The sequence below is a fragment of the Exiguobacterium sp. AB2 genome (assembly GCF_000696055.1).
Lineage (GTDB): Bacteria > Bacillota > Bacilli > Exiguobacteriales > Exiguobacteriaceae > Exiguobacterium > Exiguobacterium alkaliphilum.
Genome location: NZ_JNAA01000069.1, coordinates 64,640 through 76,846 on the forward strand (window position 1 = coordinate 64,640; position 12,207 = coordinate 76,846).

The window sequence follows — 12,207 nt, forward strand, 5'->3', positions numbered from 1 at the left end:
GTTCGGTGGACGTTCACATTCAGCAAGCAGGGTATGAGGCACGTCAAGCGGTGATTGAAGAAATCAAGTTCGACGTCCGGCCCGGGGAAATCGTCGGGATGATTGGTTCGAACGGGGCCGGGAAGAGTACGACGGTCTCCTGTCTGACCGGGACGATTCCATGGATGCGCGGGACGGTGGACATCGGTCGCTACGCCTACATCCCGGAACAGCCGGTCTACTATGATTATTTGACGCTCGCCGAACACATCGCCCTCGTCAGCGAACTGAGCGGCGTGTCAGATCAGACGCGGACGGCGATGCTCCTTCGAATGTTTCGGCTTGAATCGGTACAAGACGATTACATCGCCTCGTTTTCAAAAGGGATGAAGCAAAAGGCGATGATCCTCTTGGCGCTCATTCAAGAAGCGGGCTATTTGCTCGTGGACGAGCCGTTCGTCGGGCTCGACGCGACGACGACGATTCAGTTGCTTCGTCTGCTCGAAGAAGAGCGTCGGCGCGGCACGGGCGTGTTGCTCGTCACCCACGTGCTCGACACGGCCGAACGATTGTGCGACCGTTTCGTCTGGATCGATAACGGGCGCATGCTCGCGAGCGGGACGAAACAAGCGATTCGAGCGGAGCTCGGGACGGACGGTGCCTCGTTGTTCGAGATGATGGAAGATGTGGTGATGCGATGACGGTTCGAGACGTCTGGGTTCGGCGTGTCCGGACCGACTTGACCAAACGATGGAAGACGTGGCGGTTACTGTTCGATTGGACGATTGTCCTTTACGGGGGCATCCCGCTCACGTTCTTTCTCGGCTATCAATATGTAGCGATGTGGCAAAGCGCATATCCGTGGCTCATGGACGTGCCGATGCTTGCATGGGCGGCCGGCCTCCTGTTGATTCAGCTGCACGATCACTTCTTCGCATGGGTCGAACGAGCGGACGTCGCTTTAGTCGCGAACCGTGACTTGGTCTCGGCCATGAAACGGTATTCGGTCGGGTATCATCTCGCCGGTATGGGCATGAAGTATACGCTCGTCCTCGGATTGATGGCACCGGTACTTAAGCTTCACGGATGGTCGCTCGTGTCGCTCGTCGCGTTCGGTTTCGCGCTCTTCGTCGTTGCGTGGCTGCACATGTGGCTACGCTATCTGCTTGATATGAAGGGAGCCCATTGGTCGCTCCGGCTCCTCGTGCCGGTCGTCGCGTTCTCGGGCACGTACGCGCTCCTCGCAGACATGCCGCTCCTTGCGGTCGTCCTCGGCAGTGGCAGTGTCGCCTTGGCGCTTGTTTCGGGAGAAGGCTGGCTCTCGCGCCACCCGTTCATCAGCCGCGAGGTCGAGCATGCCGCGCGTGTCCGGACAGCGTTCGACCGATCGCTCTTATCGACGTCAGGCGTCTTTGAGAAACCGAACACGCGAAAGCGGCCGTACTATCGGCCTACCCCGAATCGGTTCGGGTCCGTTCGGCGCACGCTCGCGCTCTTGCTGTACATCCGCACGCCGAGCCACCGTAATCTGTGGTTACGGCTCATCCCGCTCGCGGTCACGGGGTTTCTGCTCGTGCCGAGCTGGTTCAAGTTGCTCATCCCGTTATATATCGGGTACGTCGGGATTCAAGAACGGGACGCCTTCTTAAACGAGATGGAGCGTCATCCATTTTTCCGCGCCATCCAAGAAAGGACAGATTTATGACTGAACAAGACTATGAACGATTGCTTCAAATCGAGACGGCGAAACCGCAACAAGGGTTCCCGGCCTCGGCCGAATACCACCGCTATGAACCGACTCCTTATGAGGCGCTCGACTTGTTGCGTGACGCCTATCCGCTCGCGGCGACGGACACGGTCGTCGATTTCGGTTCGGGGAAAGGGCGTCTCCCGTTTTATCTCGCCTATACGTTCCGAGTTCGGGCCATTGGCATCGAGATGGATGGCGGCTTCCACGAAGCGGCACTTGAGAATTGGATGAACTACGCCAAGAAACACCGGACGCGTGGCAGTGTTCAGCTCGTCCGCGGCTACGCCGAACAGTTTGAGGTGCCGGCTGAGGCGAACCGCTTTTACTTCTTCAACCCGTTCTCGGTGAACGTGTTCCGGCAGGTCGTCGCGAATATCATCGACTCGGTCGAGCGAACGCCGCGTCCGGTCGATCTCATCCTCTATTATCCAGCCGATGAGTACTTACATTTTCTGAACGATGAGACGCCGTTTCGCTACGTGCAGGACGTCCGATTGCCCTTGAAGAATCTTCATGAGCGGTTTCTCATCTATCGATTTGATATGATGGAATCATCTTGGTGATTGGGGAGTGAATCGGATGAAGAAGAAAGAGATTTTGGAAGCGTATCGTTGGCGTCAAGCGACGAAAGAGTTTGATGCAGACCGCAAGATCGAGGAAGACGATTTTGAATTCATCTTAGAGACGGGCCGTCTGTCGCCGAGCTCGTTCGGTTTCGAGCCGTGGCAGTTCGTCGTCGTCCGCCGCGAAGACTTGCTGCAAAAGATTAAACAGCACGCTTGGGGCGCGCAAGGACAAGCGCTCACGGCGAGTCATTTCGTCTTAATCTTAGCGCGCACCCCTGAGGCGATGCGCTACGACTCGGACTATATCCGTCACATCGTCACGGACGTCCAAGGACGGACCGAGGAGGAGTATGCGCAACGCATTCAGCGCGTGCAGGCGTTCCAAGAAACCGATTATCGTCTCCTTGACGATGCGCGTGCGTTCCAAGAGTGGGTCAAGCGCCAGACGTATATCCCGCTTGGTAACATGATGACGGCCGCAGCCCAAATCGGGATCGACTCGTGCCCGATCGAAGGGTTCAATCAAGCCGAAATCGACGAGTTGCTGATTTCAGAAGGGGTCATGGAACGAGGGGCGTGGTCCCTTTCGGTCATGGTCGCGTTCGGACATCGGGCCCGCGATTTCGCACCGAAGACACGGCGTGAATTCAACGAGGTCGTCAAATATATCGGATGAAAAAAAGGCTCAATCGCCTCGAAGCGATTGAGCCTTTGCTTATTTCCAGTCTGTGATGCGGTCGATTGGGAAACGGACCGATGGGTAACCTTCTTCTGCGGCCTTCCCGATTGAGAGGAGCATGACCGAGAGGTAGCGCTCTTTTTCAAGACCGAACGCTTCGGCGATGTTCTTCTTGTCGTAGCCACCGATCGGGTTCGTATCGTAGCCGTGGGCACGGGCGACGAGCATGAGCTGCATCGCGACGAGACCGGAGTCGAGTAAGATGCTGTCCTTGATTGCCTCTTTTGGTGCGTCTTTGTAGATGCCTTTAATCATGTCGACTTGACGGTCGCGTACTTCTGGCGGCATGAGGCCACGTTCGACGGCCGTGTCAAAGATCTCTTCCGTGTAGTCGGCCATTTGATAATCGGCGAAGATGGCGATGACGGCCGCAGACGTCTCGACTTGGCGCTTGTTGAAGCTTGCGAGTGGGAGCAGCGTGTCTTTGCCTTCTGCGCTATCGATGACGACGAAGCGCCACGGTTGTAGGTTAAGTGAAGACGGAGCCGTTGTCGCCTCCTCCAAGATTTGCGTCATCTCGTCTTTCGAGATTTTGACGTTCTCATCGTAGACGCGAATCGAACGGCGTCCTTTCACGATCTCCATAAAGTCTTTCTCGGTCGTTGTGTTCATAGTAACGTCTTCCTTTCATGTTGAATGTTTGTTTGTAATGTATTTAAGTGGTCGAGTAGGCGGTGTTGATCTTCTACCTCCATGTTTACAAAAAGTCGATTCGATAAGCACTTCTTTTGCTCGGTCCAATGTGCGATTTGTTCGTGGCCGAGTTCCGTCAATTCGACGTAGATGACACGGTTGTCTTTCAGGCAACGGTCACGCCGGATGAGGCCGTCTGCTTCGAGTTGCTTCAAGTGCCGTGTGACGGCTGCGTGGTCGACGTCGACCCGTTGTTGCAGCTCGCGTTGTTTGAGCGGACCGATGTGATAAAGGTTGCTCAATAAATCGAATCGAGTCAAGCTCAGCCCGTCCATTTCGGTATCGAACACTTGGCCGAGTTCTTTTTGAATCGTCATGATTTGGTAGAGGATCTCGTCGCTGAGCGAACAGGAATCGCGCATCGGCAGTCCTCCTTGGTCATTGATGCATCAATCATTGATAGGTCACACAATGAATGCTACCGCCTTCGCCTACATATTTCAAATAAAAAGTTTTGAAAAACCTGTTGCCAAACTGTTATATAATAGTCTATATTAAAGTCAACTGATATATAACAATAAATGCGAGAGGATGTGAAGGCTTGGAACAGTATAAGCAACTAGGAACTTATCGCGTACATCGGAAGCTGCTCGACTTCGTTTCGGCTCGTGTATTGCCGGAAGCGGCCACGCGCCAGCAATTTTGGCAAGGGATCGAGCGCATACTCGACGAATTCATTCCTCGAAATGAGGCGCTGCTCCATGAACGTGAATCGTTTGAGCGACTGTTACAGGATTGGTACAGCGACCACAAACACAATTTCGATGTGAACGAGTACGAACGTTTCCTTCAATCGATCGGTTACATCGAGCCGGTCGTCCCAGACTTTCAAATCGACGTTTCGAACGTCGACTTGGAGATCACACAACAAGCCGGACCGCAACTCGTTGTCCCGCTCGACAATGCGCGCTACGCCTTGAACGCAGCCAACGCAAGGTGGGGAAGTCTCTATGACGCCTTATACGGAACGGACGTGATTGATGAGTCGGACGGTAAAAAGACGAGGGGTTATAACCCGATTAGAGGCGCGGCCGTCATCGCCTACGCCAAACAGTTTCTCGACGATACGTTCCCGCTCCGAGAAGGGACGCATCGTGAGGCGGAAGGATACAGCGTCGAGGGTGATGCCGCTTATGCCGTCTTGAACGGGAAACGGGTTCCGTTCCGACAAGACTGTTTCGTCGGCTACACCGGCGCTCCGGAGTCTCCGGACCGTCTGCTGCTCGTCCATAACGGCCTCCATGCCGAGCTGAGATTCAATCGCCATCATCCGGTCGGAAAAAGCGATCCGGCAGGGCTCGTCGACATTGAACTCGAATCGGCACTATCGGCGATTGTCGACTGCGAGGACTCGGTCGCAGCCGTCCGGGCTGAAGACAAAGTTCACCTTTACGAAAACTGGCTCGGATTGATGGACGGCACGCTCGAGGCCACGTTCCAAAAAGGGGACCAGTCGCTCACGCGGACGTTGAATCCCGACCGGTATTATGTCGGGACGGACGGACGCGAAGTCGTGTTGCCAGGACGAGCCTTACTCTTTATTCGAAACGTCGGGCATTTGATGACGACGGACTTGATGCTCGACGACGTGGGACGTGAAGTACCGGAAGGCATCTTAGATGGCATCTTCACGGCGCTCATTGCGAGCCGTCAGCTTGAGGCCAAGCTTAACTCCCGTGAACGCTCCATCTATATCGTCAAACCGAAGATGCACGGTTCAAAAGAAGTCGCCTTCACGAACGATTTGTTCGACACCATCGAGGACTTGATTGACGTGCCGCGCCATACGATCAAGGTCGGGGTGATGGATGAAGAGCGGCGGACGTCGCTCAACTTGAAGAATTGCATCCATCAGGTGAAAGGGCGTGTCGTCTTCATCAACACTGGCTTCCTCGATCGAACCGGGGACGAGATTCACACGTCGCTCACGCTTGGACCGATGCGCCGAAAAGGTGAAATGAAGACGTCAGAGTGGCTTGACGCCTACGAACGTTTGAACGTCCGCGTCGGACTTGGAGCAGGTTTTCACCGCCGCGGCCAAATCGGCAAAGGGATGTGGGCGATGCCGGACCAGATGAAAGACATGATGCGGGACAAGGTCAATCATGTGCGGTCAGGCGCCACGACAGCCTGGGTGCCGTCACCGACAGCGGCGACACTACATGCGCTCCATTACCATCAAGTCGATGCATCCGGTGTCCAACGTGAGCTATTGAACGCACCGTTCGACACAGCGCGTGAACAGCGCCGTCTCCTCGAGATCCCGTTGGCGACGGACGTATATGCGGCAGAAGAAGTGAACGAGGAACTCGAAAACAACTTACAAGGATTGCTCGGTTATGTCGTCCGCTGGGTCGAACAAGGGGTCGGTTGCTCCAAAGTGCCGGACATTCATCATATTGGGTTGATGGAAGACCGGGCGACGCTTCGCATCTCGAGCCAACACGTAGCCAATTGGCTGTACCACGGTGTCTGTACGAAAGAACAAGTCGAAGCGACGCTCCGGCGTATGGCCGAGGTCGTCGACGCGCAAAATGCGGGAGATCCGCATTATCGTCCGATGACGCCTGACGTGGAACGCTCGCTTGCCTATCAAGCCGCGAGAGACTTGGTGTTCCAAGGAACGGATTCGCCGAGCGGGTATACGGAACCGATCTTACATCGGCGCCGTCGTGAATTCATCGAACAGTCGACACGGGAAAATGTAAAAGGAGGAGCATCATCATGACAACGAAAAAACTTGAAAGTGAACAATTGATTGAACGCTGGGTCGTCCGCCGCATCGTTTCGGGAGAATCGACAGCGACGCTCGCCAACACGGCGTTCGTCTACGGGAACGACTTGATGCGTCTCGTCCTCGATCGGACAGACGGCTCACTCCAAATCATGAGGGAACCGGTCGAGGAGGTTGTCGTCTTCCGAAAGCCAGAGGAGCGGGACGAGGAGAACGTCTGCCGCTGTTGCGGGATGGAACATTCGACGTTCAAAGCGGCGCTCGAATGTTGTGCTTATTTGGATTAAGTGCGCACTATCTGTTATATAACAAATGATAATAAAAACAACTAATATAAAACAGGAGGAATGGAAATATGAATGAACAGCGGATGCAACTTGAAGGGATTTTTCAGTCAGAACGGTTTGAAGGAGTCGAACGCCCCTATAGCGTCGATGACGTCATGAAGCTGCGAGGGTCAGTGTTGATTGAACACACCCTCGCGACAAAAGGAGCGGAACGTTTATGGGAACTGCTCCATCAGCGCGATTACGTGCATGCCCTCGGTGCCCTCACGGGGAATCAAGCGATTCAACAAGTGAAAGCCGGATTAGAAGCGATTTACTTAAGCGGCTGGCAAGTCGCTGCCGACGCGAACCTTTCCGGGCATATGTATCCAGACCAAAGCCTGTATCCGGCCAACTCGGTACCGAGCGTCGTCAAACGAATCAATCAGGCGCTTCAGCGTGCCGACCAAATTCAAACGGCAGAAGGGAAAGGCGATACACATTGGTTCGCGCCAATCGTCGCCGATATGGAAGCCGGGTTCGGCGGCGTGTTGAACGTTTTTGAACTGACGAAAGCGATGATTGAGGCGGGAGCGGCCGGTGTCCACCTCGAAGACCAACTGTCTTCGGAGAAGAAGTGCGGACACCTCGGCGGAAAAGTGTTGCTGCCGACACAGACGGCCGTGAAGAACTTGATTGCGGCACGGCTTGCGGCCGACGTCATGGGCGTGTCGACGATCATTGTCGCCCGGACGGACGCGCATGCGGCGAACTTGATCACGAGCGATATCGATCCGGTCGACCACCCGTTCATCGTCGGTGACCGGACACCGGAAGGATTTTACCGGACCGAAGCGGGCATCGAACAAGCCATCGCCCGCGGTCTCGCCTACGCACCTTACGCCGACCTCGTCTGGTGCGAGACGTCGGAGCCGGATTTGGACGAAGCGCGCCAATTCGCGGACGCGATTCACGCCAAGTATCCGGGGAAACTGCTCGCCTACAACTGCTCACCGTCGTTCAATTGGAAGAAGAAACTGTCGGATGACGAAATCGCCACGTTCCAACAAGAGATCGGGGCGATGGGGTATAAGTTCCAGTTCGTCACACTCGCCGGTTTCCACTCACTCAACTTCGGTATGTTCGAGCTCGCACGCGGCTATAAAGACCGGGGTATGGCGGCTTATTCCGAGTTGCAACAAGCGGAGTTCAGTGCTGAACAGCATGGCTACACGGCGACGCGTCACCAACGCGAAGTCGGGACCGGTTACTTCGACGAAGTGTCGCTTGTCATCTCGGGCGGGGAGTCGTCAACGACGGCACTCGCCGGCTCGACCGAGGCCGAACAGTTTGAGGTGAAATGACATTAAAAAGATGGCGCCGCAACGGGCGCCATCTTTTTGTAGTTAACGAGGAATCGTGAGCACTTGTCCGACACTGATTAAATTGACATTCGTGATGTTGTTGGCAGCGGCAATCTTGGCGACGGTCGTGTTATAGGCTGTTGCGATCTTATAAAGCGTATCACCCGACTTGACGGTGTATTTGACTGTGGTCGTCGGTGGTGGAGGTGTGACGGTCGTACCCGGGATGACGAGCACTTGTCCGACGTAAATCGAATTGACATTCGTGATGTTATTGGCAGCGGCAATCTTTGCGACGGTCGTATTATACATCGTCGCAATTTTATAGAGCGTATCGCCCGACTTGACAGTATATTTGACTGTGGTCGTTGGTGGAGGTGTGATGGTCGTACTCGGAATGACGAGTACTTGTCCGACTGAAATCAAGTTGTAATTTGTAATGTTGTTCACGGCAGCGAGGGCAGAGACGGTGACACCGTAAGCCCGGGCGATGCTATAGAGGGTATCCCCCGATTTGACGGTATACGTTTTGCTAGTCGATGTGTTTTGATAAGCGAGTAGTTGAGAGACGGTGACGAACTTGTACCCTTTCGCTTTCAATTGCGAGATCATCGTCGGCAAGGCGAGTGGTGTACCCGGTGCGCCGGCGCCTGTGTGCATCAAGACGATTGAGCCAGGTTTGATGTTCGTTTGGACTTTCGTATTGATTTGACTGGCGGTGAGCCCTTTCCAGTCGATTGTGTCGATGTTCCATTGAATCGTGTAACCGTAGCCGGCAGCACCGACTCCGTTCAAGACAGCGCTATTGACGGCGCCGAACGGGGCTCGGAAGATCGGTTTCGTCGTCTTGCCGGTAATGGATTTGACGAGCGCTTCTGTCCGGTCGAGTTCCGACTTCATTTGGGTGGCGGTCAATTTTGTGAAGTCCGGATGGGTGTAGGAATGGTTACCGAGTTGGTGACCTTTGGCTGCGATGTTTTTAATGTATTGGGGATGGTGGTTGGCGCCCGATCCAGTCAAGAAGAAAGTGGCTTTGACGTTGTTCTTTGCAAGTATGTCCAAAATCTTGTTCGTGTTCGCGCCATCCGCCCCGTCGTCAAACGTCAACGCCACGACTTTACTGGTGGTATTCACGCTCGTGATGAATTTCGAAGCGGCGGCATCCGCCGATTTTGGATAAGTGACTAACGGTGCCAGCATGATCAACAAGGCCATGAGTACACGTACGATCCTGCTCTTCATTTTTTTTCGCCTCCATTCATGGTGTATGTATCTTGGTGTCAAGGCTTTCCAAATATTGAGCTGTATATATATTTTATATACCCCGTTTCAGACGATTCCATCAAAAAACCTAAATTTAGACAAAGGAATTTTTGGCGTCCATCTCTCAAAATATGTGTGTAATTTATGAGCGGAGGACGTCGTAAATATCACACAACCCTCACATATTTCCTGAAAAAGGATGGTATCATGAACAAAGTGTGAACCATGTAAGCGATTAAATAGGGGGATGTATGATGAAACGGACAATGATGAAACTGAGTTTAGCGACTGGTCTTGCTGGTGTTTTGATGCTCGGGGCTTGTGGGACGGAAGAGGTAGATCACGCATCTGAAACCGTTCAATCCATGGAGCCTGTTGAAGCCGAATTGAACGTACCGGCGACAGCGGACAAGGAAGAAACCGTCACCTTGTCGGTTCGTGTCACGCAAGACGGCGAGGCGGTCGACGATGCCGACGAAATCAAATTCGAGGTATGGAAGAACGGGGCGAAAGAAGACAGCGAGATGATGAAGGCATCCCTGACGGAAGACGGGGTATACGAAGTCGAGACGACGTTCGCCGATGAAGCGGTCTATACGGTGCAAGTCCATGTGACGGCGCGGTCGATGCACACGATGCCGACGACGAACGTGACGGTCGGTCATCCGGAAACGGCGGCTGAAGCCGAAGAAACGAGCGATCATCATCACCACGCCGGCGCTGAGATTGTGCTTGAACCGAAACAAGCGACGGTGAACGAACCGCAACCGTTCAACGTGAACGTGGAGATTGATCACGAGATGCTGACAGGGGCTGACGTCCAACTCGAGGTATTCAAAGACGGGGCTGAAAAGCATGAATGGGTGAAACTTGAGGAAGCGGACGGTGTGTACACAGGGGAGCACACGTTCACCGAGGCGGGCCCATACAACGTCCAAGTCCATGTGACGAAAGGGCATGACATCCATGAACACATCATGGAGACCATCGAGGTCAAATAAAAAAATCGATCGGCCGCGGCCGATCGATTTTTCTTATGCGTTCTGATAGAGTGACTCGACTTGCTGTTGCAGCGATTCGTTCTCGAGGAACTCATCGTACGTCGCTTCTTTGTCGACAATCCCGTTCGGCGTCACTTCGATGATGCGCGTCGCAATCGTCGAGATGAGCTGATGGTCATGCGAGCTGAAGAGGAGCACGCCTTTGAACGACTCGAGGCCGTTGTTGAGCGCTGTGATCGACTCGAGGTCCAAGTGGTTCGTCGGATCGTCGAGGACGAGGACGTTCGAGTTCGAGAGCATCATTTTCGAGAGCATGCAGCGCACTTTCTCGCCCCCTGAGAGGACCGATGCTTTCTTCATGACTTCTTCGCCTGAGAAGAGCATGCGTCCGAGGAAGCCGCGAAGGAACGTGTCCGACTCGTCGGCTGGTGAGAACTGGCGTAACCAATCCAAGATGCTCTTATCTGACCCTTCGAAATATTCCGAGTTGTCTTTCGGGAAGTACGACTGTGTCGTCGTCACGCCCCATTTGACCGTACCCGCATCCGGTTCCATCTCGCCCATGATGATTTTGAAGAGCGTCGTGATGGCAACGTCTGAGCGGCCGACGAAGGCGACTTTGTCCGTCTTGTTCAGTGAGAACGTGACGTTGTCGAGTACTTTCACACCGTCAATCGTCTTCGAGACGTTGTCGACGTAGAGGACGTCGTTCCCGATTTCACGTTCCATCGAGAACCCGACGAACGGGTAGCGACGTGATGACGGACGGATATCGTCGAGCGTGATTTTATCGAGCAACTTCTTACGCGACGTCGCTTGACGCGCCTTCGAGGCGTTCGAGCTGAAACGGGCGATGAAGTTTTGAAGCTCTTTGATCTTTTCTTCTTTTTTCTTGTTCTGGTCGTTGGCCATGCGTGAAGCGAGTTGGCTCGACTCGTACCAGAAATCGTAGTTTCCGACGTACAACTGGATTTTCCCGAAATCGAGGTCGGCCATGTGTGTACACACTTTGTTCAAGAAGTGACGGTCGTGGGATACGACGATGACCGTGTTCTCGAAGTTGATCAAGAACTCTTCGAGCCATTGGATCGCCTTGAGGTCAAGACCGTTCGTCGGCTCATCGAGGAGAAGAATGTCAGGTTTGCCAAAGAGTGCTTGCGCAAGGAGGACTTTGACTTTCTCGCCACCTGTGAGCTCGCTCATGAGCTTGTGGTGGGACGCGTCCGTGATGCCGAGTCCTTGAAGGACCATCGCAGCTTCTGATTCAGCTTCCCAACCGTTCATCTCGGCGAATTCGCCTTCGAGTTCGGCTGCACGCATGCCGTCTTCGTCAGAGAAATCTTCCTTCATATAGATGGCGTCTTTCTCTTTCATGACTTGATACAAACGCTCGTGGCCCATGATGACCGTCTCGAGTACCGCTTGGTCTTCGTACGCATAATGGTCCTGTTTGAGGACGGCGAGGCGTTCGCCTGGTGAGAAGCTGACGTCACCTGTTGTCGTCTCTTGCTCGCCGGCAAGAATTTTCAAGAATGTTGACTTCCCGGCGCCGTTTGCGCCGATCAAGCCGTAACAGTTGCCTGGTGTGAACTTGATGTTCACGTCTTCGAACAACTTGCGTCCACCGAATTGGAGACTTACGTTATTTACTGTAATCATGTATAGGATCCCTCGTTTTTCTGATTAGTTTACGACGTGTATTGTATCACGTTTTTTGAAAACGCGCAGGCATGGGTAAATATGAAACAAAAGTTGACGCAATTCGTATACCTTGCTATAGGGGGAATGACCATGAAAACATTGATCTCGCTTCGTGAAGCGTGGAACAACCATTATCGGAAAGACTTTTTTT

Annotated in this window: 12 protein-coding genes; 8 read left to right on the top strand and 4 right to left on the bottom strand. The window is 53.7% G+C overall.

The genetic code is table 11. The annotated features are described in order from the left end of the window. Positions 1-5 precede the first annotated feature (5 nt). Genes DI14_RS09815 through DI14_RS09830 form a run of 4 tightly spaced genes read left to right on the top strand, consistent with a single transcriptional unit; the run spans position 6 to position 2,971 of the window. Positions 6-680, top strand: coding sequence for an ABC transporter ATP-binding protein (locus tag DI14_RS09815; RefSeq protein WP_152545897.1), 675 nt, complete (start codon positions 6-8; stop codon positions 678-680). Further along, complete coding sequence (locus DI14_RS09820) at positions 677-1,684, top strand: ABC transporter permease (RefSeq protein ID WP_034808050.1); 1,008 nt, start codon at positions 677-679, stop codon at positions 1,682-1,684. The genes DI14_RS09815 and DI14_RS09820 overlap by 4 nt, the downstream gene beginning before the upstream one ends. Next, positions 1,681-2,292: a class I SAM-dependent methyltransferase gene (locus DI14_RS09825; protein WP_021068006.1), complete on the top strand. Its 612-nt coding sequence runs from the start codon at positions 1,681-1,683 to the stop codon at positions 2,290-2,292. Before DI14_RS09820 ends, DI14_RS09825 begins: the two co-directional genes overlap by 4 nt. A 16-nt stretch (positions 2,293-2,308) precedes the next feature. Next, positions 2,309-2,971 (top strand): NAD(P)H-dependent oxidoreductase, encoded by a 663-nt coding sequence (locus DI14_RS09830; protein ID WP_034808052.1) that lies wholly within the window; start codon positions 2,309-2,311, stop codon positions 2,969-2,971. Between the two features lie 39 nt (positions 2,972-3,010). Here the strand turns inward: DI14_RS09830 and DI14_RS09835 are convergent, their stop codons facing one another. Both DI14_RS09835 and DI14_RS09840 read right to left on the bottom strand, forming a co-directional pair. Beyond that, positions 3,011-3,646 carry a nitroreductase family protein gene (locus tag DI14_RS09835; RefSeq protein ID WP_034808055.1) on the bottom strand — a complete coding sequence of 212 codons (636 nt, stop codon included), beginning with the start codon at positions 3,644-3,646 and terminating at the stop codon, positions 3,011-3,013. Further along, positions 3,643-4,089 (bottom strand): MarR family winged helix-turn-helix transcriptional regulator, encoded by a 447-nt coding sequence (locus DI14_RS09840; RefSeq protein WP_034808057.1) that lies wholly within the window; start codon positions 4,087-4,089, stop codon positions 3,643-3,645. The genes DI14_RS09835 and DI14_RS09840 overlap by 4 nt, the downstream gene beginning before the upstream one ends. A gap of 179 nt (positions 4,090-4,268) precedes the next feature. On the opposite strand from DI14_RS09840, the gene DI14_RS09845 reads away from it, so the two are divergent. The 3 genes from DI14_RS09845 (at position 4,269) to aceA (ending at position 8,091) form a co-directional block, all read left to right on the top strand. After that, complete coding sequence (locus DI14_RS09845) at positions 4,269-6,455, top strand: malate synthase G (protein WP_034808059.1); 2,187 nt, start codon at positions 4,269-4,271, stop codon at positions 6,453-6,455. After that, positions 6,452-6,748, top strand: coding sequence for a hypothetical protein (locus DI14_RS09850; RefSeq protein ID WP_034808060.1), 297 nt, complete (start codon positions 6,452-6,454; stop codon positions 6,746-6,748). The genes DI14_RS09845 and DI14_RS09850 overlap by 4 nt, the downstream gene beginning before the upstream one ends. A 68-nt stretch (positions 6,749-6,816) precedes the next feature. Next, positions 6,817-8,091, top strand: coding sequence for an isocitrate lyase (gene aceA, locus DI14_RS09855; RefSeq protein ID WP_034808062.1), 1,275 nt, complete (start codon positions 6,817-6,819; stop codon positions 8,089-8,091). Between the two features lie 42 nt (positions 8,092-8,133). Here the strand turns inward: aceA and DI14_RS09860 are convergent, their stop codons facing one another. Next, entirely contained in the window at positions 8,134-9,333 is a 1,200-nt protein-coding gene (locus tag DI14_RS09860; RefSeq protein ID WP_034808064.1) for a LysM peptidoglycan-binding domain-containing protein, read from the bottom strand. A gap of 275 nt (positions 9,334-9,608) precedes the next feature. Between DI14_RS09860 and DI14_RS09865 the strand changes: the two genes are divergently transcribed. Next, a complete protein-coding gene (locus DI14_RS09865) occupies positions 9,609-10,355 on the top strand; it encodes a FixH family protein (RefSeq protein WP_034808066.1) in 747 nt (248 codons plus the stop codon). Positions 10,356-10,388: 33 nt separating this feature from the next. On the opposite strand, the gene DI14_RS09870 is transcribed toward DI14_RS09865, so the two are convergent. After that, a complete protein-coding gene (locus DI14_RS09870) occupies positions 10,389-12,014 on the bottom strand; it encodes an ABC-F family ATP-binding cassette domain-containing protein (RefSeq protein WP_034808068.1) in 1,626 nt (541 codons plus the stop codon). Positions 12,015-12,207 lie beyond the last annotated feature (193 nt).

Excerpts from the sequence above, each read along its gene's own strand:
- DI14_RS09820 (WP_034808050.1), top strand. The coding sequence starts at position 677 with ATGACGGTTCGAGACGTCTGGGTTCGGCGTGTCCGGACCGACTTGACC.
- DI14_RS09825 (WP_021068006.1), top strand. The coding sequence starts at position 1,681 with ATGACTGAACAAGACTATGAACGATTGCTTCAAATCGAGACGGCGAAA.
- DI14_RS09830 (WP_034808052.1), top strand. The coding sequence starts at position 2,309 with ATGAAGAAGAAAGAGATTTTGGAAGCGTATCGTTGGCGTCAAGCGACG.
- DI14_RS09835 (WP_034808055.1), bottom strand. The coding sequence starts at position 3,646 with ATGAACACAACGACCGAGAAAGACTTTATGGAGATCGTGAAAGGACGC.
- DI14_RS09840 (WP_034808057.1), bottom strand. The coding sequence starts at position 4,089 with ATGCGCGATTCCTGTTCGCTCAGCGACGAGATCCTCTACCAAATCATG.
- DI14_RS09850 (WP_034808060.1), top strand. The coding sequence starts at position 6,452 with ATGACAACGAAAAAACTTGAAAGTGAACAATTGATTGAACGCTGGGTC.
- aceA (WP_034808062.1), top strand. The coding sequence starts at position 6,817 with ATGAATGAACAGCGGATGCAACTTGAAGGGATTTTTCAGTCAGAACGG.
- DI14_RS09860 (WP_034808064.1), bottom strand. The coding sequence starts at position 9,333 with ATGAAGAGCAGGATCGTACGTGTACTCATGGCCTTGTTGATCATGCTG.
- DI14_RS09865 (WP_034808066.1), top strand. The coding sequence starts at position 9,609 with ATGAAACGGACAATGATGAAACTGAGTTTAGCGACTGGTCTTGCTGGT.
- DI14_RS09870 (WP_034808068.1), bottom strand. The coding sequence starts at position 12,014 with ATGATTACAGTAAATAACGTAAGTCTCCAATTCGGTGGACGCAAGTTG.